General features: G+C 57.3%; 17 protein-coding genes. 7 read left to right on the forward strand and 10 right to left on the reverse strand.

Going from position 1 to position 22,405, the window contains the following annotated elements:
- Positions 1–150: 150 nt before the first annotated feature.
- Positions 151–1,287 (forward strand): OmpA family protein, encoded by a 1,137-nt coding sequence (locus C7H08_RS09545; protein WP_106671482.1) that lies wholly within the window; start codon positions 151–153, stop codon positions 1,285–1,287.
- 44 nt (positions 1,288–1,331) lie between these two features.
- On the opposite strand, the gene C7H08_RS09550 is transcribed toward C7H08_RS09545, so the two are convergent.
- The 3 genes from C7H08_RS09550 to C7H08_RS09560 are packed head-to-tail and all read right to left on the reverse strand — an operon-like array spanning position 1,332 to position 4,751.
- Complete coding sequence (locus C7H08_RS09550) at positions 1,332–2,588, reverse strand: methyltransferase (RefSeq protein ID WP_106671483.1); 1,257 nt, start codon at positions 2,586–2,588, stop codon at positions 1,332–1,334.
- Positions 2,589–2,636: 48 nt separating this feature from the next.
- The gene (locus C7H08_RS09555; RefSeq protein ID WP_106671484.1) at positions 2,637–3,908 is read right to left on the reverse strand and encodes a D-amino acid dehydrogenase; all 1,272 of its coding nucleotides are present in this window, start codon (positions 3,906–3,908) and stop codon (positions 2,637–2,639) included.
- A 12-nt stretch (positions 3,909–3,920) separates the two neighbouring features.
- Entirely contained in the window at positions 3,921–4,751 is an 831-nt protein-coding gene (locus C7H08_RS09560) for a polyphosphate kinase 2 family protein (RefSeq protein WP_106671485.1), read from the reverse strand.
- Between the two features lie 118 nt (positions 4,752–4,869).
- Between C7H08_RS09560 and C7H08_RS09565 the strand changes: the two genes are divergently transcribed.
- The 3 genes from C7H08_RS09565 to C7H08_RS09575 all read left to right on the forward strand — a co-directional run bounded on the left by C7H08_RS09565 (position 4,870) and on the right by C7H08_RS09575 (position 8,570).
- Positions 4,870–5,679, forward strand: coding sequence for a TatD family hydrolase (locus C7H08_RS09565; protein ID WP_106671486.1), 810 nt, complete (start codon positions 4,870–4,872; stop codon positions 5,677–5,679).
- Positions 5,676–6,884: a cyclic di-GMP phosphodiesterase gene (locus C7H08_RS09570; RefSeq protein ID WP_106671487.1), complete on the forward strand. Its 1,209-nt coding sequence runs from the start codon at positions 5,676–5,678 to the stop codon at positions 6,882–6,884. The genes C7H08_RS09565 and C7H08_RS09570 overlap by 4 nt, the downstream gene beginning before the upstream one ends.
- A 66-nt stretch (positions 6,885–6,950) precedes the next feature.
- On the forward strand, positions 6,951–8,570 hold the full coding sequence (locus tag C7H08_RS09575) for a Na/Pi cotransporter family protein (protein ID WP_106671488.1): 1,620 nt from the start codon (positions 6,951–6,953) through the stop codon (positions 8,568–8,570).
- On the opposite strand, the gene C7H08_RS09580 is transcribed toward C7H08_RS09575, so the two are convergent.
- The 7 genes from C7H08_RS09580 to C7H08_RS09610 form a co-directional block, all read right to left on the reverse strand.
- The gene (locus C7H08_RS09580) at positions 8,540–10,822 is read right to left on the reverse strand and encodes a diguanylate cyclase domain-containing protein (protein ID WP_106671489.1); all 2,283 of its coding nucleotides are present in this window, start codon (positions 10,820–10,822) and stop codon (positions 8,540–8,542) included. The two genes, C7H08_RS09575 and C7H08_RS09580, sit on opposite strands and share 31 nt — an antisense overlap.
- Positions 10,819–11,775 (reverse strand): ABC transporter substrate-binding protein, encoded by a 957-nt coding sequence (locus C7H08_RS09585; RefSeq protein WP_106671490.1) that lies wholly within the window; start codon positions 11,773–11,775, stop codon positions 10,819–10,821. The genes C7H08_RS09580 and C7H08_RS09585 overlap by 4 nt, the downstream gene beginning before the upstream one ends.
- 114 nt (positions 11,776–11,889) lie before the next feature.
- A complete protein-coding gene (locus C7H08_RS09590; protein ID WP_106671491.1) occupies positions 11,890–12,798 on the reverse strand; it encodes a LysO family transporter in 909 nt (302 codons plus the stop codon).
- Positions 12,799–12,866: 68 nt separating this feature from the next.
- Positions 12,867–13,187 (reverse strand): DUF2288 domain-containing protein, encoded by a 321-nt coding sequence (locus tag C7H08_RS09595; protein WP_106671576.1) that lies wholly within the window; start codon positions 13,185–13,187, stop codon positions 12,867–12,869.
- Between the two features lie 88 nt (positions 13,188–13,275).
- Positions 13,276–13,680 carry a response regulator gene (locus C7H08_RS09600; protein ID WP_106671492.1) on the reverse strand — a complete coding sequence of 135 codons (405 nt, stop codon included), beginning with the start codon at positions 13,678–13,680 and terminating at the stop codon, positions 13,276–13,278.
- Position 13,681: 1 nt separating this feature from the next.
- Entirely contained in the window at positions 13,682–14,821 is a 1,140-nt protein-coding gene (locus C7H08_RS09605) for a response regulator (RefSeq protein WP_106671493.1), read from the reverse strand.
- Positions 14,822–14,851: 30 nt separating this feature from the next.
- Positions 14,852–16,540 carry a diguanylate cyclase domain-containing protein gene (locus tag C7H08_RS09610; protein ID WP_106671494.1) on the reverse strand — a complete coding sequence of 563 codons (1,689 nt, stop codon included), beginning with the start codon at positions 16,538–16,540 and terminating at the stop codon, positions 14,852–14,854.
- Positions 16,541–16,637: 97 nt separating this feature from the next.
- Between C7H08_RS09610 and C7H08_RS09615 the strand changes: the two genes are divergently transcribed.
- From C7H08_RS09615 to C7H08_RS09625, 3 genes are read left to right on the forward strand one after another with little or no spacing between them, the layout of a single operon-like run.
- Complete coding sequence (locus C7H08_RS09615) at positions 16,638–18,422, forward strand: sensor histidine kinase (RefSeq protein WP_106671495.1); 1,785 nt, start codon at positions 16,638–16,640, stop codon at positions 18,420–18,422.
- On the forward strand, positions 18,409–20,475 hold the full coding sequence (locus tag C7H08_RS09620; protein ID WP_106671496.1) for a GAF domain-containing protein: 2,067 nt from the start codon (positions 18,409–18,411) through the stop codon (positions 20,473–20,475). Before C7H08_RS09615 ends, C7H08_RS09620 begins: the two co-directional genes overlap by 14 nt.
- Positions 20,472–22,403 carry a sensor histidine kinase gene (locus tag C7H08_RS09625; protein WP_106671497.1) on the forward strand — a complete coding sequence of 644 codons (1,932 nt, stop codon included), beginning with the start codon at positions 20,472–20,474 and terminating at the stop codon, positions 22,401–22,403. The genes C7H08_RS09620 and C7H08_RS09625 overlap by 4 nt, the downstream gene beginning before the upstream one ends.
- Positions 22,404–22,405: the final 2 nt, after the last annotated feature.

The raw sequence follows: 22,405 nt of genomic DNA on the forward strand, positions 1-22,405 counted from the left end.
GAACTGCGTACAATTCCGGACGTACTCGAAACTGTCATTTGTTTGTTTTTTGAGGCCTACTGCCCTAAATTCCGAGCAACATAGTAATTTCTTGGAATTTTCGTTCCTGATTAGATTTGCAGGAAATAATAACTAAATAGGAGGTTCTGCATGAAGATCATGCGCCCGGTCGTCTTGGCGGCCCTTGCCACATCCCTTACAACCCCCGCCCTGGCCGATCGCCAGGAAACCATTTACCTGAACCCGTTTGCCGGCTTCCAACTGTTTGACGACAAACGGGATCTGAGCGAAACCGGCACTTTCGGTGTTGGTGTGGAATACCGCTTCCTGCCGCGCTGGTCGGTCGAAGCGCTCTACTCACGGGCAGACGCCAACCAGAAATACACTTCGGGCTCGTCCGAATTTCAGGAACTTCGCATCGACGGCACCTACTACTTCGCCGGCCCAGATGCTGCCTGGAACCCGTACGTCTCTCTGGGTGCGGGCCATGCCGAGTTTGGCGTTGATGACAATCGTGGACTCAACACCGCTGGCAGTGATCATGAAGAAACCCGGGTTAACGTTGGCGTCGGTTTCCGCTACAACGTCAGCGATGTCATTTCGATCCGAGGTGATCTGAGAGAATTCCACGGCATCGACGAAAGCACCTTCGACACTATGGCTTCACTGGGCCTGAGCTGGGCCTTCACGCGCACAGTTGCTTCGGCGAAACCGGCCCCGGCGCCAACTCCCGCACCGGCTCCAGTTGACTCCGATGGTGACGGCGTGCCGGACAATCGTGATCAGTGCCCGAACACCCCGGCCGGCGCTCAGGTAGACAGCCGTGGCTGCCCGCTCGACAGCGACCGTGATGGCGTGGCCGATTACCGGGATGAATGCCCGAACACTGCTGCTGGCGCAACCGTCGATGAGAAAGGCTGTGAAGGCGTCACCGAAACCATCGAGACCATTGAACTTCGAGTTCAGTTTCCCACCAACAGTTCGGTAATTGATGCCACCTACGACAGCGAGATCCGTCGGGTCGCTGATTTCATGGAAGAGTACCCGGAAACCTCTGTGGAAATTGCCGGCCACTCTGACAGCATTGGCGACGCCGAGTACAACCGGTTCCTGTCTCAGCGTCGTGCCGAAGCTGTGGCTAACCGCCTGACCAGCGTGCTGGGCGTCGATCCGGAGCGTGTATCTGCAGTCGGTTATGGCGAAGCCGAGCCGGTTGCCTCAAACGCCACCCCGGCTGGCCGTACCCAGAACCGTCGTGTTGAAGCCCGCATTCAGGTTCGTCGCTAACGACAACCTGTTCGGGACTGAATGATAAGGCGCCTTCGGGCGCCTTATTTTTTGGCCAGCTCACTTGCTCTGACCGCATCCAGCAGCAGATTACGCGGGGTCAGTAAACGATCACAGAAGGTTCCGAGGCGTACCTGATAGCCCTGCTCTTCCAGAAACACCGCATAGTCCAGCACCAGCCACAATTCCAGAGGCCGTCGGAACAGGTGCCGGAGCAGTTCGTGGCGGCGCACCTGCCGCACCCTTCGTTCACCCTCAGATTGCCAATGTTGCCAGTCCACCTTGTCGGGCAAACGCAGTTCTTTGTGCTGTGCCGCCCACACGCAAAAACCCTCGAAATCACCGGAGTTCAATCGTGATGGGTGCGACGGCACCGGCAGATACTCGTCGGCGTTCCGCGCATGGCGCTGCAAGGCATCGAAACCCAGGCGCCATGCGCTGACCACAGCAGCCTGCTTACGCTCTCTGGCCGGGGCAGTCACCGTTTCTTGCACGGCAAGCCGAAGGCTGTTGCGATCTACGGCCAATGCTCCAGCCGCGTTGCGGGCCTGATCTGACAGCAATCGGTATTGTTCGTTACCCGTGAGATGGTAGCAACAGGGAGAGATACTTAGCCGTGGTGCGCTTGCCGCACTGCCATTTTTGAGAAGCTGACGGTGCAGGTCACCGCAGGCATGCAGTGCTACTCCATGAGCGGCAGCGGGCCAGGCGAAATCGCCGGCCATCACATCCTGTTGTCGAAGTTGTACCGGATCACCATAGCGCTGCGCCAGCCGGTTGCCGTCGGTCACCAGTTCCGGGTTCCATTCGACACCCAGCACCGAATCCGCACCCTGCCCTGCCAGGGTGCGGGCGAGATGGCCTTTGCCACAACACCAGTCCAGTACCGGGCCATTCAGCGGGCGCACCGAAGCCGCAAAGGCACCGGCTTGCAGGCGTTTACGACCAGGCATATCCACCGCATTGACTTCGGGCAGGGCGGCGTTCTGCCCGGTTTCAGCCGTGGTCAGCCGGGGCAAAGCGACCAGCTCGCCGTAATCGCCAAGATCCGGGACAAAACCCGCTGCTTCGGTGGCGAACGCCTGCAGATTATCCTGCCAGGCATCACATTCCTGATCTGTCAGTGTCTCCAGCCAACTGGTCAGCTCCGGATAGTGCCGGCACCATGCCGGTACGGGTTCCGAAAACGGCACGGTCCGCCAAATCGGCTGATGCTGAACAAGCCAGTTATTCAGCAACTGCCAGCGGTTCCAGAAAGAAGGAGCGGCGCCGTGAAGATTCGCCGCCGGAGATAACGTCATGACACGAGCCTTTGTGCTGGTTGAAGCAAACGTTCCGGAAAACCAGATCTATTCGGCAAAGCGCCCGGGCCGGAACGGGTCCAGCGGCACTGAGGGTTCCTCGCCGTCAATTACCTGCGCGATCACCGAGGCGCTGCCGGCAGACAGGGTCCAGCCGAAGGTGCCGTGGCCGGTATTCAGGAACAGGTTATCGCGCGGCCCCCGGCCAATAATCGCAGGGCCGTCCGGCGTCATCGGGCGAAAGCCTGTCCAGGCTTCAGCTGCGTTCAGATCGGCACAACCGGGAAAGCGCGACTGCACCGATTGTTTGATGGTGGCAATCCGGGCCTCCGGAATGTCCCGGTTATAGTCCGCCAACTCGACAAACCCGGTCGCCCGCAGCCGATCCCCCAAACGAGTGGACACCACCTTGAAGTTGTCGTCGTGAACGGTGCTGGCCGGAGCCTTTGAAGGATCACTCAGTGGCACCGTGATGCTGTAGCCCTTGATCGGATACATGGGCAACTCCAGCCCCAGAGGTCGCACCAGTTGAGGCGACCAGCAGCCGGCGCAGATGACAAAGGCATCGGCTGCCAGGGTTTCCAGATCGCCACTCGCGGTTCGCAATTGCAGCGCCTGAACCCGGGCATCATCGGCGATCAGGCGCTGCACTTCCACTTCATAGCGAAAGCTTGCCCCCAGTTGTTCACAGACCTTTGCCAGTTCACAAGAGAACAGATGGCAATCACCGGTACCATCGGTGTCATAGCTGAGGGCGCCGTATAGGGGGCCATTGCCGGACATACCCGGCTCCGCCGCCCGCACCTGCTCTGGCGTCAGCAAACGCGAGGCGATGCCCAGTTCGCTCAGTAGCTCATGAACACCCCGGTAGTCGTCCATGGCTTTTTGCGTGCTGGCCAGATGCAGCAAGCCCTGGTGCTCGCCATCAAAGGCCAGCTTATGTTCCTGCTCCAGGGCCAGAAACCGCTCCCGGCTGTGTATGCCCAGTCGTAACATGGCTCGCTTGTTCAGACCGAACAGCCCGGGCGACCAGGCATAGCGCAGGGTGGCAAACATGAATCGGACAGCCTCCGGGGACGGCGGCATCCTGAGTTTAAGCGGGCCGCTCTTCTGAAACAGCCAGGGCAGGGCCTTGAACACCATGCCGGGGTCTGCCCAAGGATAGACTACCCCGTAAGAGCGCTGGGCCGCATTCGCCTTACTGGTTTCATTGCCTGCCAGGGCATGGCGCTCCAGCACCGTCACCTGATGCCCTCTGCGAAGCAGCTCCCGGGCGGTGGTTATCCCCACCACACCGCCGCCTACAACTGCAATATGCATAACCTGCCTCCTTCAGCTCACCCCTTGTTCCGCCAGCAACGCCCGGTATTCTTCCAAAACATCCGGGTGCTCCGCCGGATAGTCCGGTGCCAACTGCTTCAACACATCCGCCACCAGGGCGGCAATGATAGCGCGGGCCTCAGGCTTGCGATCACCGGGCACGATAAACCAGGGCGCGGCCTCAGTATGCGTGGCCGCCAGTGCCTGCTCAGCGTATGACTGATAGTCAGCTCGCAGCTTCCAGCCCTCAATATCCGAGCGATCAAACTTCCAGCGCTTGCGGGGTTTGTCGAGCCGTTTGAGCAACCGGCGCTTATGCTCGTCTTCTGACAGGTTGAGCCAGACTTTCACCACACAGGTGCCTTCGCTCACCAGGTGCCGCTCAAAATCGCAGATGGCCTGATAGCGTGCCGGCCAGTCGTAGCTGTCAACCGCCCGAACCGGCCATACCCGCTCGCCAATCACCGCCTCATGATGGCTACGGTTGAAGGCCACCATTTGACCATATGCTGGCAACAAAGGCGTCACCCGCCACAGGAAATCGTGAGCGGCTTCCGTTTCCGTAGGACGGCTGAACGACCAGGCATGAAAACCGGCAGGGTCGGCGTAGGTGGCGAGAGTGCGAATCAGGCTGTCTTTACCGCTGGTGTCAGGGCCGTGAACCACCAGCAGCAACGCTTTTTTGCCGTTGGCCCATAGCCGGCGCTGGTATTCACCGATGTCCTCCAGGCTGGCCTCAAGGGCCGGCACCTTCTGATCCTCGTCCAGCAGGGTCGGATAGTACTTGAAACCGGGTTTTTTCGGCTCTAAAAACCACGAGCGGGCAAACGCCGTATACTTCATTAAAGAAACTCCCTATGGCAACCATGCAACCCAACGATCACGCAAACTGATAACCTTGTGTGACCAAACTCTCAGAATAGCAGCCAACGCCGGCTGTGATGGAGCTTAATAGCCTGGCATGAGCAAGAAACGTCGTGAGATTCCCGTATTTAATCATCCGATTATCGAGACCCACTGCCACCTCGACTACCTGAAAGATCAGCCCCTGGCCGACATTCTGGAGCAAAGCCAGCAGGTCAACATCGAGCGGGTGATCACCATCGCGGTGTCTCCGGATAACCTGGCTACTGTGCGTAAGCTCAGCCATATTGCTCCCTGGGTGTACGGTACCCAAGGCATTCATCCGCACGAGGCGGAACGTTATTCGGACGCAGTAGAAGCCGAGATTCGCGAGCACGCCCGGGATGAGAAGATCGTGGCCATCGGCGAAATCGGTCTCGATTATTACTACGACAATGCCGACCGGGGCGTTCAGCGAGACGTGTTCCGGCGCCAGTTACAGATTGCCTGCGACAACCAGCGCCCGGTGGTGATTCACAGCCGCGACGCCGATGACGACACCATCACCATCCTGAAAGAATTCGAAAACAGTCTGGAGCGCCGGGGCGTAATCCACAGCTTTACCTCCGGCCCCGGGCTGGCACAGTACGCCCTCGACCAGGGCTGGTGCCTGGGCTTCAATGGTATCACCAGTTTCAACAAGGCCGAAAACGTGCGAGACATCGTGCGCATGACACCGATTGAGCAGATACTGCTGGAAACCGACGCGCCCTTCCTGACCCCGGTGCCCTATCGTGGCCGTGAAAACGCGCCCTTTTACCTGCCGTTTATTGCCGAGAAAATTGCTGACGTAAAAGAACTCCCGCTGGATCAGGTACTGAGCCAGACCTATTTGAACAGCTTAAGGACGTTTTTCCCGCAACCATGATCAAGCGCATCCCCATTTCAGCGTTAAAGGTTGGCATGTACATTTCCGATCTGAATAACGATTGGATACCGCACAATACCCAACGCAAAAAAGGGGTAATCAAGCGGGATGACACCATCGACAAGATCCGCAGGATGGGGGTGACCTACGTCTATATCGACGTTGAAAAAGGCCTGGACTGCCAGGATTCGGAAACCGCCACTGAGGTCGATCGCCGCAACGAGCAGGCGCTTCAGGGCGCCGGCGAGCTAAGCCCCGGGGTGTTACCCAGAATCACACTGACCGAAGAAATCGTGACAGCCCAGAAGATCCACCACCAGGCTCAGGGTCTGGTGGGCAGTTTCATGAGCAATGTCAAAATGGGCGCTGCCGTCGATGTCGCCCCGATTCACCAGCTGGCGGATGAATTGCAGAACTCGGTGTTACGCAACGCGAATGCACTGAGCTGCCTGGGCCGCATCCGTGAGAAAGACAATTATCTACTCGAACATTCCGTCAACCTGAGTGTGTTGATGTCGCTGTTCGGCAACTATCGCAAATTGTCGTCAGATGTACTCCATCAAACCATCGTTGGCGCTCTGCTGCACGATCTGGGCAAGATCCTGACACCGGATGACATCCTGCACAAACCCGGCCGATTGAGTCCGGAAGAGTTCGAAGTGATGAGGCTGCACGCCCGGCATTCCCGGGATATTCTCGCCAGCACCGAAGGCATTGGTGAGATCACCGTGATTACCGCCGCCCAGCACCACGAGAAAATGGATGGCAGTGGTTATCCGGAGGGCCTCAAGGGCGACGAAATTACCGAGTACGGGCGCATGGTCGCAATCACCGACGTGTACGATGCCATCACCTCAGACCGGGTTTACCACAAGGGCATGACGCCGACCCAGGGCCTGAAAAAGCTGTTGGAGTGGAGTGGTGATCACCTGGACCCGATGCTGGTCAAACAGTTTATTCGCTGCATCGGGCTTTACCCGGTCGGCTCCCTGGTGTTGCTGGAAAGTGGCCGTCTCGGTGTGGTAATCGAAACCAACGAGCAGGATCAGCGTCTGCCGGTGGTGAGGGTGATGTACCACACCAGGTTCCGGCTCCCCATCAAAGTCGAAACTATCGACCTTGCCCGCGCCGGCAACCAGGACCGGATTTTGCGAGCAGTAGACCCGGAAGAATACAAGCTGGACGTGCGTAAATTTTTGACCTGAGCCCAGCTACTGGTCAACCTCTGCTAAACTTGTCGTTATGACTTCGCGCACAACGACCCCCGCACCATGATCTCATCGGCATTCCAGATTCTGGGTGGCCTTGCCTTGTTCATGCTGGCCATGGAAATGATGACCAACGGCCTGAAGAATGCTGCGGGCCACCATCTTCGGCACTTGCTGGGCACCTGGACCAAAACCCCTCTGAGGGGATTGATGGCGGGGTTCGCCATCACCGGCATTGTTCAACACTCCGGGGCGGTGACGGTCGCCACCATCGGCTTTGTCAACGCAGGCTTGCTGACCCTGGCGCAGTCTCTGGCGGTTATCTTCGGCTCCAACATCGGCACCACCATGACCGGCTGGCTGGTCAGCCTGGTGGGGTTCGGCTTCAATGTCGAAGCCGTTGCCTTACCCTTGCTCGCCGCCGGTGTCGGCACCAAACTGATCAGCCGCACCCCGAGAAATCAGTTTCTGGGTGAGGCCCTGGCCGGATTCGCCCTGTTCTTCCTCGGCCTGTCGATTCTCAAAACCGCTCTGGAATCCGTTGCTGGCGGCTTTACCGGCGGCGGCATCATCAGCCCGGATTATGGCCTGCCCACTTATCTGGTCATCGGTTTACTGGCAACGGTGCTGACCCAATCTTCCAGTGCGGCTCTGGCCATTGTGCTCACCGCTGCGGCCGGCGGCCTGATCAGCCTGGATAACGCCGCAGCCGCCGTTATCGGAGCCAACCTGGGGTCTACCTCCACCGCCGCCCTGTCCGCTCTGAAAGCCACCGCCAATGCCCGTCGACTGGCCGTTGGCCATATCCTGTTCAACGTACTGACGGGCGCCATTGCCCTGCTGATTCTGCCGGTGATGCTGTGGTTGGTCGCGCTGATGACCGACTGGCTGAACCTGGAAGCCAATCCGGCCATCTCCCTGGCTTTGTTCCACACCCTGTTCAATGTGCTGGGTGCGTTCTGCATGCTGCCGTTCACCAAGCCTTTTGCACGCTTTTTGGGCCGGCTGTTCCGCAGCAAGGAAGAAGACAACGCCGAGCCTCGTTATCTGGACGACACCCTGATCACCACTCCAGAACTGGCCATTGGCGCGGTAGACCAGGAAATGAAGCGACTGATCGGTCACAGCCGCGGCCTGCTGCGGGTCTGTCTCGACCGTGAAAGCCTGACCGAAACCGACATCCGCCCTAAAGCCGAAGCCATCCGCAATCTGAACCAGGCAATTACTGACTATATCAGTCGCCTGCGTGCGGAAAAGATGAGCCTTTCAATAGTAGATGCACTGACTATCAGCATCCGCACCTGCCGTTATCTGGCAGAGGCAACGGAGCTGGCCTCACGACTGATAAAATTACGAGAGTTAAGCCATCGAATCGAGTTTGCCGAACAGGCCCAGACGCTGGCACAGTACCTGGACACCATCCGGGCCCTGGTGGCCGCCGAAGGCCCCGCCCCCAACCTTCTGGCTGAAGCCGAAGCCACCTATCATCGCCTGAAAAACAGCACCCTGCAGATGATGGTGCGACGGGATTTCAGTACCGGTTTGGGGGAGCAGTCCCTGGATGCCCTGAGCGCCGTACGGCGGCTCAATGACCAGTGGAGCAAGGCGTTGAATTGGCAGGCCGCCACCGATCTTCTGAACGGTGGCGGGCATCAGGTACTGGAGTCGGAAAACTTGCAGTAACGGTTCTTGCCATCCCGTTTGGCGCGATACATGGCCTGATCCGCCTGCCGTAACAACTGATCACCATCAAGCTCGCAATCCTGAGGATAGAGGGTGTAACCGAGACTCGCCGACACTTCAACACTGTGCCCAGCCACCCAGGCCGCTGCCGAAACGGTCGTCAACAAACGCGACAACAATGCATTCAGCGTGTGACCATCCGACACGTTCACGATAATCGCGGCAAATTCATCTCCACCGAGCCGGGCAAGGGTGTCTTCCTCGCGCAGCGTCGCTCGCATGCGCCGGGCAAGTTCGATCAGCAGGCCATCGCCGGCGTCATGACCGAAGGCGTCATTAACCGGCTTGAAGTGGTCCAGATCAATGTAGATCACGGCCAACTGATACCCCTGGCGACGGGCCTGCGCCATGGACTGCTGCAGCCGATCCGAAAACAGTACTCGATTGGGCAGACCGGTCAAGGCATCATAATGCGCCATGGTGCGCAGCTGTTTTTCGGTTTCTTTGAGCTGGGTGATGTCGGTAAAGACACCGACAAAATGACTGAGCTCGTCATGATCATCGAACACGCTGCTCAGGGTCAGGCTCAGAATAGTGGGATGGCCTTTTCGGTGACGACTGGCGAATTCGCCACTCCAGACGCCGTGCTTGCGCGCCGCAATCAGAATAGCGCTGCCTTCATCCAGCGGCAAAGGCGGCAGGCTGCCGACCGCGACCTTGTGTTCGCGCCCGGTAATCTCCGAGTAGGCATCGTTGATGTCGACCACTACGCCGTGAGCATCGGTGATAAAGATGGCTTCACGGGCATTTTCAAATACCCTCAAAGCCAGCCGCTGCCGCTCTTCCGCATGTTTTCGGCGAGTAATGTCATACCAGGAACAGAGGACTGACGGCGCATCCTGACCTTGCTCATAAACCGGTGCCAGCGTTATATCAACCCAGATTTCCGACCCGTCCGAGCGCTCGAATACCCATTCTGACTGGACCACTTGACCTGCCGCCACTTGCCGCATCGAGGCGTCCGCTTTTTGCAGTGATAACATGCCATCGGGCTGTTTATCTGGCGAAAAAGCCGGCAATCCCTTACCCAGAAGAGACGCCTCTGAGTTGTAACCCAACAGAACGACCGCCGCCCGGTTACAGTCAACAAACGCCCCCTGGCGGATCATCAGCATTGGCTGCGGCCAACTGGCAATCAACTCACGCAGACGCCGTTCTTCGATCGCTAGCTGGCGCTTCTTGCGGCCTAACCAGAAACTGCTAATTACCAGCAACACAAACAGAACAACCACAGTGATCACCCACACCCGGTACTGACTGAGCACATCCAGCCAGGTTACTCTCGGCACCTGATCATAGGGGGACATACGCAAGGTTCGGGCAAGCTGCTCCACGGACTGGTAATCGGCCGGGGGCGAAAACCCGCTGATACTGGCCGCTATGGCCGCTGGATGATCCGGCTCGAGAGCAAACAGGGCAGAGGCAATGCGGCGCACGACCCGGCTTTCCACATGGGGCAGAGAAACCAGCGGCCACTCGGGATAGAGACGAGTCGACACCACAAACGGAAAACCGGATAGCCGTTGTCGGTTGATGATTTTCAGCTCGGTCATCAGGGCCGGATTGTCCAGGACCAGCTCTTCAAAAACACCGGTGCGCACAAAGCCCACGTCGACATCACCGGCCTGCACCGCCCGGATTACCCGGTCATGGTTGCCCAGGTGTACCATCCGGTTGTATCTCAGGATATCGACACCCGCGTCCTTGAGCTCCAACGCCGGAGATTGATAGCCACCAAGAAAAAACATACCGGGGGTGGCAATGCTCTTGCCACGGATATCACTCAGCCCGTCAATGTCATCGCGCGCGGCCCTCACCAGAATGACGCCACCGATACTGCCGGTCGACTGTCCTTGCCATTCCCGCTGCACTGTGGCCAGCACGCCGGTCAGGCTGCGATCACTGCGAATCACCAGAAAGTGGCTGGGATTGGTCAGGAAAAAATCGATCTGGTTCGCTGACAGCGCTCGATTCATAGCGTCTTGATTGAGTACCTGCAAGCGCACAGTCAGGCCGCTTTCCCGGCTCAGGTAGTCGGCCAATTGAGCATAGCGTTCCTGAATGACCGGCTCCGGCCGGTATGCGAAGATGCCCAGCGTGACATCCTGTTGTGCCTGCACCCGCGGTTGCCAGCCACCAGCAACTGACCAAAGCAGTACAGTAAGACAGCAACCCACAAGCCGACGGCTCACGACATGCTCCGGGGCAGGAACGACGGATCCGCCAAGCGGTCGTATACCGGCCGAGTTTCCATCAGGCCCTCGCGGATCAACACGTCGGTTAATCGTCGGGCCACCACTTCGATGCGCCCATGGTAGGCAAGATAACGTTGATTGGCGGAAAGCTCCGGCAGCATGATTGTTGCCAGCGACTGGTGAACGGCGTCGGGCGTTATGCCCTGGCGCGTCGCCACCCGGTAAACCGCATCGTGCATGCTGCGCACAAGGTGGCGCAGGCCCCGGAAATGACCGTACACCAGATCTCTCACCGCCTCCGGCTGGCGCCGGGCGGCCTGTTCTGTCACCACCAGCGTGTCAAAGATAGTCTCCGGTATCTGACTGCTGTCGAACAAGCGGGTGCCACCCGCTTTCATCAGTGCAGTAGCGGTGGGCTCGTAACAAATTGAGGCGTCGATAATGCCATTCTGCCACGCCTCCGGGTGACGATGCACCGGCAGGTCGATGACCGATACCTGATCGGTGTTCAAGCCGGCCCGCTCCAGCACGGCAAACAACAGAACACCGGAAACGCCACCAAGCTCAACCCCGATAGCACGACCGCTGAGACTGCCGAGGCTGGTAATCGAAGGCTTGACCACCAGCATGTCTGCGCCAACCGAAACATTAGTTACCGCCACTATACGCAAGGGAATGCCTTGGGAAAAAACCCGGAGCGCCTCATCCAGAGTGAGCGCCGCTGCATCCAGTTCACCAGATAGCAGGCCACTCATCGAGTCGCTGGCGGCTGCGCCCTTCAGCAGGTGAACCGAATTTGAAAGCCACCCGAACTCTTCAGCAAGGTAGAGAGGCTCGTAACCAATCCAGGGGTGGATACCGGTACGCAACGGAGCCGTTCCCGAGCAACCGCCCACCCCAATAGCCGAAACGGCGGCAACGGACAGTTGCAGGAAGTGGCGGCGGTTCATTTTTGGGGCTCCGGTGCGGCAGGGTCGAAGGTCGGATATTAATACGTAGCTACTATAGCCGTAAATCTGACCAAAGCATTGCACCGGATCAATTTAGGAAACTGCAATGGCGCATTAGCCCAAGGCCAGAAACACGCCCATCAGTACCGGAGACAGGAAGGACAACAGAAAACCCGAGGCGATGGCCACCGGCACACACGCCAGGCCGCCACTGCTGCGGATGACCGGCAGGGTAAAGTCCATGGCGGTGGCGCCACCGTAGCCAATAGCCATGGCAGGTTTTACACCGATAACCAGAGGGATCAACGCCAGGGCAATGATTTCGCGCAGCACGTCGTTAAGGAAGGCGACGCCGCCCCAGGCAGGGCCCAGAGCATCCCCGATCACGATACCGGAGAGCGAATACCAACCGAAGCCGGAAGTCAGCGCCAGCGCTTGGTACCAGGGCACATCCAACCAGGGAATCAACACCACTCCGGCCAGCAGCGAACTGAACGCCAGCACCAGTGCTATCCCCAGGCCCTGGCGGTTCATCAGCAACTTGCGCAGTGACAACCCGGCATTGCGAAGCTGCAAACCGATCAGGAACAACAGCAACATCAGCGCGGCGGTCGCTATTTCGTCCACCAGCGGCAGCTGTGACCAAAGAAAGTAGCCCAGCAACCCTCCGGCCAGCACCGCCAACAACGGTTTCATCCCGGCCAGAAACAACCGGCGGTAACCCGGACGAGCTTCGGACTCATCGGGATCAATCGTCATCGGCTGCCAACGATGAAACAACCAAAGCCCGGCCAGGTTCGCTATTAACAGCACGATCACCAGACCGGAGACCTGAGCCGCCATGGTTCCCAGCTGATCCAGCAGACCTTCCATTTGCCCCAGCCCCAGCCCCAGCAGCGCCAGAATGAAATAGACCAGACCTTCCACGGTGTAGTGAATCGCGGTCATCAGCCGGCGATTGGACAGGGCAATGGCAAAACCCAGGAACAACGGGGCCAGTATCAGCAGGGCGCCAGTCAGCATAAATTTCTCGAGGAGACTTGTTCAAAACACAGACCAGAAGCCCTGGTCAGAATTATTGTGATCGCCACTCAGTGCAGGCTCTGACCTGAGCGATCCTGTACCAGCACCCAGGGAGCAATCACCACAGCCCACAGTTCAGCATTACGGTCATACCAGGCTCTGGCCAGATCCGGAGACACGTCACCGATGTCGCCATTACTCATCCAGTGCTCAAACCGGGCTTTGTTGTCGGCGGTCAATTCCGATGCCACATTCAACAAATCCAGTTCCGGCGCCACACGCACCACCTGTCCGCGGGCATAATGGGTTTGCAGCTCATGCCAGTGGATGCGGGAGGTTTCCAGATTAAGCCGGGCCTTGAGTTGGTCCGGAGATTCGGGGAATGACATGATCACCTCAACTATTCATGCAGTCGTTCAAGCGCCCCAGACTATCGCAAAACGTCGCTTTTCGCATCCGCACGCCAACACGGAATGACTATTCGGAGACCTGTTCTTTTACCAGACGGCGAATGTCATCAGCCAGCGTCATCGGATCAAAAGGTTTGGGGATCACGCCAATGGCGCCGAGGGCCAGGTACTCTTCGATTTCAGAGCTCTGGATGCGTGCCGTCATGAAAACCACCGGCGTGAGTCTGGTTTCCGGAAGGTGCCGCAAGCTCTTGAGCGTCTGCGGGCCATCCATCTCTGGCATCATGACATCCAGAATGATCAGATCGGGTTCAAACTCGGACACCACCTCGAGCGCTTCCTTGCCCGAGCTGCACAAACGCGTGGTAAAACCTCCCACCTCCTGCAATGCCAGCTCGGCAATTGCTCGAATATCCGGGTCATCCTCAACGTACATGATTTTATCAAGATGACGCCCATCTACTGATCCCATGCTATTGCTCCTTGGCAGGCTGATCTATTTCCAGACCGATGCGGCGCAACAGTCGCTGGCACTCTTCCCCGTTCTGTTGACCCGCAGCAATCAATGCCGCAGCCCGCATCACAAGGCGATCTTCTCGGGTACTATCTTTAGGCAAAAAATGCACCGCTCCAATGAGTTCCCTTAGGCTTAACGGAAGCTTCCACTGCACTTTCAAACGATTGCCATATTTTTGAGACCAATCATCCATACTGTGATCAATCTCGGTTTGATCCAGGCTACCACCGTGGGCCATGAATTGACTGAGCACCCGTAACACCGCCATTTCGCCCAACCGACTCAGCAAACCTGCCTCCTGAAACGGAGCCGGAGGCCTGTTAATACTGATCGCAATCCGCTGAGCCTCACGAGCCACTTGCAGAGCCGTGTCGTGGTGTTTTTGTGCCAGTTCTTTCAAAGCAGGGTTGTCGAGTTTGCTTGCGACATCCAGAGACAGCGCCAGAGCCTGGTTCAATGCCATGGCAACGCCCATCGCGCTGATCGCATCTCTGAGTGACTCCACCGGCTTGCCCGTTCGTCTGAACGAGCTGCTGTTCGCCACATCAAGCAAGCGAGCCGCTAATGCCACCTCTTCACGCCAACGCTCGGCCAGTTGAGCGGCCGACAGTTCTTGCTGACGACCAATCAGCCCGAGAACCTCGCCCGGGTCTATGTCTGTCGGTAACTGAACAACGTCGTTTAATGATGCCGCCAGAAATTCTCGCACCGATACCGTTTCGGTTTCCGCAGCACCTGCACTAACCAGGTTACTCAAGCGCTGGTGCAAAAGCTCAATATTCAGAGGCTTGGTAATGTACCCATTAATGCCATGGTGCGCAGCCTGGAGCACCGATTCCCGATCGGAACGACCCGACACCATGACAATTGGCACTTCTGAATCAGACGCTCGCACCTGTTTGACCAGCTCAAGGCCGGAACCGTCCGGCAACTGCCAGTCGATCAGATACAAATCGTATCGAGATTGTTGCAACAGGCTTTTCGCTTCTCTGAGGGAACGAGCCAGGCTGACGTTGGCACCCCGGTTGATCCCTGCCACCACGGTTTCAAGAAGCTCTCCCACCAGCTCGTCATCTTCCAGTATCAGCGTTCTCAACGACCACTCCCCTAGTGCTTTAGCTGGCGCTTAGCGTGCGTATATCGTTACGCCGTTACGCCCCGCGTGCTTGCGCTCGTAGAGTGCCTGATCGGCCGCTTCAATCGCTTGATCCGCGACAGCAAAATCATTGATTGAGGCCACGCCCGCACTCAAGGTGACCTGGAAGCTGTCATCCCCGACCCCAAACGCCAGTTCGGCAAAACTCTTGCCAATAGCACCAATAAACTCTGCTGCAATCCGGGGTTCGCACTGAGGCAACACCAACAGGAATTCTTCGCCACCATACCGCCCGATCATATCGGTCTCGCGCAGCCGGTTTCTCAATAAGTTAGCCAGAGTTCGTATAACAATATCGCCCTGGCCGTGGCCCCAGGTGTCGTTAACCCGCTTGAAATGATCCAGGTCCAGCATAACCACACACGAGGGGTGGCCACTGCGACGGCAACGGGCCAGCTCCTTATCCACCTCTTGCTTGATCAACGAATGCTTGAGCAACCCGGTGAGGCTATCGCGATTCATCAGATCGGAGAGCTGACGGGCACGGTAGCATCGAATGCGAACCGACCGGACAAGGTAATCGTCGGTCACCGGCTTCACCAGAAATTCATCGGCGCCCTTTGCTAAAGCATCCAGCTGATTCTCGGGGTTGTCTTCCGAGGACAGATAAACAATCGGCAGGCCGAGCCATCGTGGCTCAAAACGGATCAGCCTCGCTAACGTCACTCCGGAGTAGCCACCCAGCTGGACATCCATCAGCACCAGGTCTGGCTCGAACGCAGACAGCTCCGACATCAGCTCAAAGGGCTCAGACACCAGCCGGGCTTTGATACCAGCTCTGCTCAGGACAAGGCTGTAGTGCTCGCCCAGCTCCTTATCGTCATCAACTATCAGAACCCGACCCTGCAGCCTGGAACCACGTTCAAGGGCAAGGGACTCAATGCGTTCAGCCATCTCGGGCATATCCAGCGGCTCGCAAAAGTAGGCCGTTGCGCCCCGCGCTGCCACCCGATACCGGCTTTCAAAAGAACCGTCATGTCCGACACAGACGACAGGAAAACGTCTGTGTTCAGCTTTCGGGAGATTCTCATTACGAAAACTCAGAACGTCGTCTAACTCAGAGTCCACGCACATGATAATCGTGGCACCTGAATGCTCTTTCAGACGCGTGACTGCCGCCTCTGGCTGGCTGAATGACGCCACATCGCAGAGAAAACCGTAAACGGCCAGCTCAGCCACCAGCCCTGACAAGTAGTCAGGGCTATGTGCCAGCGCCATGACGTGAATCTGCATGCCATGAGTGCCCCCGAACGAATCCTCTCCGTCATTTGCTGGTTCAGCAACGCTGTCTTTCGATTGCGGCGGGTTCTGAATCAAGTCGGCGAGCTTTCGAATGGCCCCGGCAAGGCTGGCCGGAACAGACACGGCATCACGCTTATCGTCCACGGAGTCTTCAGTCGCTTCCGCCAGTGGCTTGATCTGTTTTTCAATCACACGCGCAGCCGCCCCGAGTTCCGGCAACCCGAAAGTACCTGCCGAACCTGCCATTCGGTGCAACAGCTGATAACACGCCACCAGATCATTTCTTTCCAAATGATGGCGGTCAATCAGATCGGCAAAGTTGCACAGCGTTTGAATGTCGCCTTGGGCACGCTCGACAAACCGATCCTGCAACACTTGCAGCCGCTTATGGAGTGGAATGTTGGCTCCGTTGGTCAAAGGGCCCCCTCAGTGTTTTATTCATTGTGCCAATTACACTATCCTCTCCAATGAAAGCATGTTTTCGTCATTACGGCCATCATCAAAAGGGTCATCCTTGAAATCGTTCAGCCTCAGTGCCCGTGTTGTTCTGATCACCAGTTCCAGCATTGTCATCAGCGTCGGACTTGTTCTGTTTATTGCTTACGACAGACTGGTGCGCGATTTCGAGCAGGTACTGACTGAACGTCAATCGCTTCAAACTGCCGCAGTGGCCAGCCGGGTGAATGAGGAACTGACCATTCGCCTGAACTCTCTCGAAGCGTTCGCCAGCGTATTAACAAACGGTTCCGACCTACTGCCACAGTCACAACTTGAGTTCCTGCTGGGACGTCAGCCTACTCTAGAACGACTGTTTGGAGGTGGCTTACTCGTTTTTGATGATAAAAGCGTGGCCATTGCCGAGAATGTTTTTGTCCCGCAACGGCTGGGGACGTCCTACGCCGACCGTCCGCACTTCAGGCAGGCCGTGGTGACACGTAAGCCCATTGTCAGCCGGCCCATTATCGGGCGCACGACCGGGTTGCCCTTGCTGTCGTTTTTGGCACCCATACAAAGTGACGACGGAGACTTATTGGGCCTGGCGGGCGGTACGATTAATCTGGCCGAGGCCGGAATTCTTCCGAAAGACCTGGACTCCGACAGTGACGCCATTTTGCAAGTGCTGGATATCGGGCATTTCATGCAAGTGGACGCCTTACAGCAAGATCAACCCGCACCTGGCCTTCCAAACCCGGGCGAAGATCTGTTGATTGATGCCGCTTTATCCGGCATTTCGTCCGGGGTAGTAACGGACCGTTCCGGAGAGCGCTGGGTGTTTGCAACCGAACACCTGGAGCGGCTTGGTTGGCTGTTCCTGAGCGCCGCCCCCTATGAGCGTGCCACCCAGCCGGCCAGGGCCTCTTTCCAGAGCTTTCTCTGGATCAGTGTTCTAGCCATACCTCCCCTGATATTACTCACGTTTTTTGTGTCCGCCGCGGCAACTCGTCAACTGACGGGCATGTCCCGCCAGATCAATAACATGGCGGCTGACAGCAGCTTTACCCAAAGGTTGTTACCCAAAGGTCCGGCAGAAACCCGAAATCTGGCCAAGGCGTTTAATACACTGATGGATGAGCGCGAAGCTCTGGACAACCTTAAGAGCCAGTTTGTTTCGAACGTCAGTCACGAACTGCGCACGCCGCTGACCTCGATCAACGGATCTCTGAAACTATTGGATGCCGGCGCCGCCGGCGCCCTGCCGCCCAAGGCCGTAGTCATGATCGATGTCGCACTGCGAAACGGTCAGCAGTTGCAGGCACTGATCACAGACCTGCTGGACTTTGACAAGGCGATCGCCGGTAAATTGAGCATCCATGCCGCTGAGTTGAACGTTGCCGACACGGTTCGTTCTGCCTGCGAAAGCAACCAGTCGATGGCAACGCAATACCAGGTCCGGTTAGCACCTGAGTGCTGTGATGGCCTCACTGTGTATGCCGACCCGGCCCGGCTTCAGCAAATCCTCAATAACTTTATCAGTAACGCCCTCAAGTATTCGCCCAGGGGTGGCTTGGTATCGGTCAGTTCGAAGACCACAACTCAGGGGTTTGTGCGTATCGTCGTGTCCGATCAGGGCAATGGCGTGCCAGAGCCTTTCCTGCCGCACCTGTTCCAACGTTTTGCGCAGGCAGAGTCCGGCTCTACCCGGGCCAAAACCGGCACAGGTCTGGGCCTGGCGATTTGTCAGGAGCTGGCCCGACTGATGCATGGTCACGTGGGCTACTACTATGACCGCGGCGCCCATTTTTGGGTGGAGCTGCCCAAGCCCGAGTCGCAAAGCGGAGATCACCATGCAGACGCCTGATCATCCGGCCAATGAAGATAAGAGATTGTCCGCGCTGGAGGCCGCGCTGCTTCTGGATACACCCCCGGAGGAGCGGTTCGACCGCATTACCCGGCTGGCAGCCCGCCTTTTCGATGTGCCGATTTGCCTGGTGTCTTTAATTGACGCGAACCGGCAATGGTTTAAGTCCTGCTATGGCCTTGGCGTAAGAGAAACGGCGAGGGATATTTCTTTTTGCGGGCATGCCATTCTGGGGACCGACACCTTTGTGGTGGAAAATGCGTTGCAGGACGAACGTTTTGCAGACAACCCACTGGTCACCGGTGAGCCCAACATACGTTTTTATGCCGGCGCGCCGCTGGAAGACCGCCATGGCCATCGGCTGGGCACCTTATGCCTGATTGACCGCAGCCCCAGGCCGTTTCCCGACGACGATAAACAGGCGCTCAGGGACCTCGCCGACATGGTCGAGCGGGAATTTCAGTATCAGGAACTGGGCGCCTACTACGCAGAACGCAGCCGAGCGCTGAACATCCTGAGCGACATCACACTGGATACGGATGGCCCTGTGTCTGACCGGGTCGAGCGCGCCCTGGCAACCGCCAATCAGTATTTGGGCATGGACACGGCGATCGTAAGCGGCCTCACCGGTGAGGCCTACACCATTCGATGGCATCAGGCGCAACAGGGGTCGTCACTCCAGAACGGTATGACACTGCCACTTGCCCAGACCTACTGCTCACTTTTGATGGAGCACGGCGATGTGCTGGCCATCGATCACATGGCCCGCTCCCGTTTCAGTCACCATCCCTGTTATCACCAGTTTGGATTAGAAAGCTATCTGGCTGCGCCCGTGTGGATTGACGGTGAAATCGTTGGCACACTGAACTTTTCCTCACAGGTGCCACGCCGACCCGGCTTTACCGAAAGTGAAAAAACGTTTGTAAGCCTGCTGGCCCGCTGGGTAGCAGACGTGCTCCAACAACAACACCATGTTGATACCCTCGACAAGCTGGTTGCCAACGCCCCTGGCATGCTCTACCAGTACCGGCTCTGGCCTGACGGACGCAGTACCTTTCCTTACACCAGCACCGGCATTCAGACCATCTACAACGTGACCGCGGAGCAAGTCCTTCAAGATGCCTCTCCTGCCTTTGAGCGCATTCATCTGGATGATCTGGCCTCAGTCGCAGCATCCATCCAACATTCCGCAGACACCCTGCAGCCCTGGCTGTGCAGATACCGCATTTACTGGGACGATGGCAACTGGCACTGGGTAGAGGGCAGCGCTAACCCTGAAGCACTGCCGGATGGCAGTGTGCTGTGGCACGGGTACATCGTTGATATTGACGAAAGGCACAAGAATGAAGAAATGAAAAACCAGTTCATTTCGACCGTCAGCCATGAGCTGCGTACCCCGCTGACATCGATTGCTGGCTCTCTGGGGCTGATCGCCAGCGGTTCTCTTGGGCACCTGCCCGAGCCTGTGCACCGGATGATCTCGATTGCGTTAAGGAATTCCCAGCAACTCAAGCGTCTCATTGATGATTTGCTGGACATGGAAAAGCTGATCTCAGGCAACATGCCCATACGCCTGGAAAGCCAGCGGGTTGTCCCCGTTATCACAGAAGCCATCGCCAGCCTCGAGACCTACGCCGTCGATCATGCTGTGTCGGTTTCCTACCAAGAGAGCCCTCCCAACCTGATGGCGCTGTTTGATCACCATCGTCTTGCCCAGGCTTTGGGAAACCTGCTTTCCAACGCCATCAAATTTTCTCCGCAGAATTCACAGGTAACAGTCACAACCCAGATTAACCAGGGCAACCTTCGTATTCTGGTGAGTGATCAAGGTGCGGGTGTTCCCGACAGCTTCAAACCTCGTATCTTCCAGAAGTTTGCTCAGGCCGACAGCTCCAGCACCCGCGGAAAGCAGGGCACCGGGCTCGGGCTCGCCATTACCAGAGAAATCCTGTCTCAGATGGGTGGACAGGTCGGTTTTGAATCCGAAGAAGGCCAGGGCGCTACCTTCTGGCTGGAGTTGCCCATTGCGCAACGGATAGATAAAGAACGATGACCCATAGCCAAGACCGCATGTTCCGTTTTCTGATTCGGATTGCCCGAGGCGGGGTGGTGTTGTTGATGATCTCGGTTGCCGTCGCTATCGACGCGGTTAGTACTGAACGATTCGAGGCAGAAGTCCGGCAGGAGTGGCAGACCAGAATCGATGACTTGAGCCTTAAACTACAAAGCACCATTTTACAAAACATACAAACGGTGTGGGGCCTGGCCGCAAACGTGTCTGTTGAGCCAGACATTGGCGAAGCGCGTTTCGAGGAGCTTGCCGCCGTGATTTTCCGGCTTGCGCCTGAGCTGAGAAATATCGGACTGGCTCCCGGGTTCATCATTCGGTACATGTACCCTCTGGAAGGTAACGAGGCAGCGATCGGCCTTGACCTTGAGTCACAGAGCCTTTCCAGTGAGCAAACCAGAATGCTGCTCGATTCGGAGCGGGCCGTGTTCAGCGGGCCGATTAATCTGGTTCAGGGTGGGCAGGGGCTCGCCGCCAGAATCCCGATTTTCGAAAATGTATCCGGCGAATTCTGGGGCGTCATATCGGTCATTCTCGATCTGACCAGCCTTTATGACTCCGTAAACCTTACTTCGATGGCCAGTGACGCCGTATTGTCCCTGTCCACGACAACGGATTTGGGTAATTCTGGTGGCGTATTTTTTGGCGCTACCGACGTTACCTGGAACAAGCCTGTACACTCATCTCTGGAGATGCCCGGCGTTAGCTGGACCCTACTGGCTCAGCCCCGTGACGGCTGGCCCGGCCATCCGGAAGCGCCGTGGATGACTCGCAGCATTCTGGCTTTTCTGGTGCTGTTGGCGATAGGGGCAACCTTCTGGTTAACCCAGCTGTTGTTAAGAGATCGGCAAATGCAACAACGGTTCTGGGGCTTGTTCGAACTCGCGCCTGTCGGGATAGGGCTGTATAACGCCAACAACCGCAAATTGATCAGAGCGAACCGAAGCCTGGAATACATTATGGGCAACGCCCCGAATTCGCTGGGCTACTTCGACAAGGCCTTTGACGAGCACGGCAAGGATCTTGCGGGCGGCTTCGGCATTTTGGACAAGCTGGCCAACAAGTTCCAGTTCAGCGGGCAACAAGGCTACCTTCGAACGGCAACCGGAACGCTTAAACCCATCGTGCTGCACGGCCTGAGACTGGACACCCCAGGCGAAAACCCGGTCATCTGGCTTATAGCCGAGGACATCTCGGAGCAGAAAAAAGCTGACCGTATAAAAAACGAGTTCATCTCCACCGTCAGCCATGAATTACGCACCCCGCTGACGTCTATCTCCGGGGCACTCGGTTTAATCCTCGGTGGCGCCACCGGACAATTACCAGACAAAACTCGCCAGATGCTCGCCATCGCCCACCGAAATACCGATCAGCTTCGGGCTCTGATTGACGACCTGCTGGATATCGAAAAGCTGGCTAGCGGAAACATGTCGATCACCATGGAGCATCATTCCCTCAACGAAGCTGTTACCACAGCCATCGAGGATATTCGGGCTTACGCCGACCAGAAACGGGTCCAGATCCGGCAATTGGAAACGTCGCCGGGGCTTTACGCCTACTTCGATCAGAAGCGCCTTAAACAGGCCCTGACCAATCTGCTGTCCAACGCGATTAAGTTTTCCTCTGAACACAAAGAGGTGATGGTGAAAATTCAGAGGCGAGAAAGCCAAGTGGTCATCGAGGTTGCCGACCAGGGCCCGGGTGTGCCGGAAAGCTTTCGTGGCCGCATCTTTGAAAAGTTCGCCCAGGCCGATAGCTCCTCAGCCCGAAGCAAGGAAGGCACAGGGCTCGGTCTAGCTGTTACCCGGGAATTGATGTGCGTGATGGGGGGCGAGGTCGGTTTTGAATCGAAGGAAGGCGAAGGTGCCTGTTTCTGGCTGGCATTGCCGGTGGCTGACAAAAATGAGCTTTAACA

This window comes from Marinobacter halophilus (assembly GCF_003007685.1).
In the GTDB taxonomy this organism is placed as follows: domain Bacteria; phylum Pseudomonadota; class Gammaproteobacteria; order Pseudomonadales; family Oleiphilaceae; genus Marinobacter; species Marinobacter halophilus.

Excerpts from the sequence above, each read along its gene's own strand:
- C7H08_RS09545 (WP_106671482.1), top strand. The coding sequence starts at position 151 with ATGAAGATCATGCGCCCGGTCGTCTTGGCGGCCCTTGCCACATCCCTT.
- C7H08_RS09550 (WP_106671483.1), bottom strand. The coding sequence starts at position 2,588 with ATGACGTTATCTCCGGCGGCGAATCTTCACGGCGCCGCTCCTTCTTTC.
- C7H08_RS09555 (WP_106671484.1), bottom strand. The coding sequence starts at position 3,908 with ATGCATATTGCAGTTGTAGGCGGCGGTGTGGTGGGGATAACCACCGCC.
- C7H08_RS09560 (WP_106671485.1), bottom strand. The coding sequence starts at position 4,751 with ATGAAGTATACGGCGTTTGCCCGCTCGTGGTTTTTAGAGCCGAAAAAA.
- C7H08_RS09565 (WP_106671486.1), top strand. The coding sequence starts at position 4,870 with ATGAGCAAGAAACGTCGTGAGATTCCCGTATTTAATCATCCGATTATC.
- C7H08_RS09570 (WP_106671487.1), top strand. The coding sequence starts at position 5,676 with ATGATCAAGCGCATCCCCATTTCAGCGTTAAAGGTTGGCATGTACATT.
- C7H08_RS09575 (WP_106671488.1), top strand. The coding sequence starts at position 6,951 with ATGATCTCATCGGCATTCCAGATTCTGGGTGGCCTTGCCTTGTTCATG.
- C7H08_RS09585 (WP_106671490.1), bottom strand. The coding sequence starts at position 11,775 with ATGAACCGCCGCCACTTCCTGCAACTGTCCGTTGCCGCCGTTTCGGCT.
- C7H08_RS09590 (WP_106671491.1), bottom strand. The coding sequence starts at position 12,798 with ATGCTGACTGGCGCCCTGCTGATACTGGCCCCGTTGTTCCTGGGTTTT.
- C7H08_RS09595 (WP_106671576.1), bottom strand. The coding sequence starts at position 13,187 with ATGTCATTCCCCGAATCTCCGGACCAACTCAAGGCCCGGCTTAATCTG.
- C7H08_RS09600 (WP_106671492.1), bottom strand. The coding sequence starts at position 13,680 with ATGGGATCAGTAGATGGGCGTCATCTTGATAAAATCATGTACGTTGAG.
- C7H08_RS09620 (WP_106671496.1), top strand. The coding sequence starts at position 18,409 with ATGCAGACGCCTGATCATCCGGCCAATGAAGATAAGAGATTGTCCGCG.
- C7H08_RS09625 (WP_106671497.1), top strand. The coding sequence starts at position 20,472 with ATGACCCATAGCCAAGACCGCATGTTCCGTTTTCTGATTCGGATTGCC.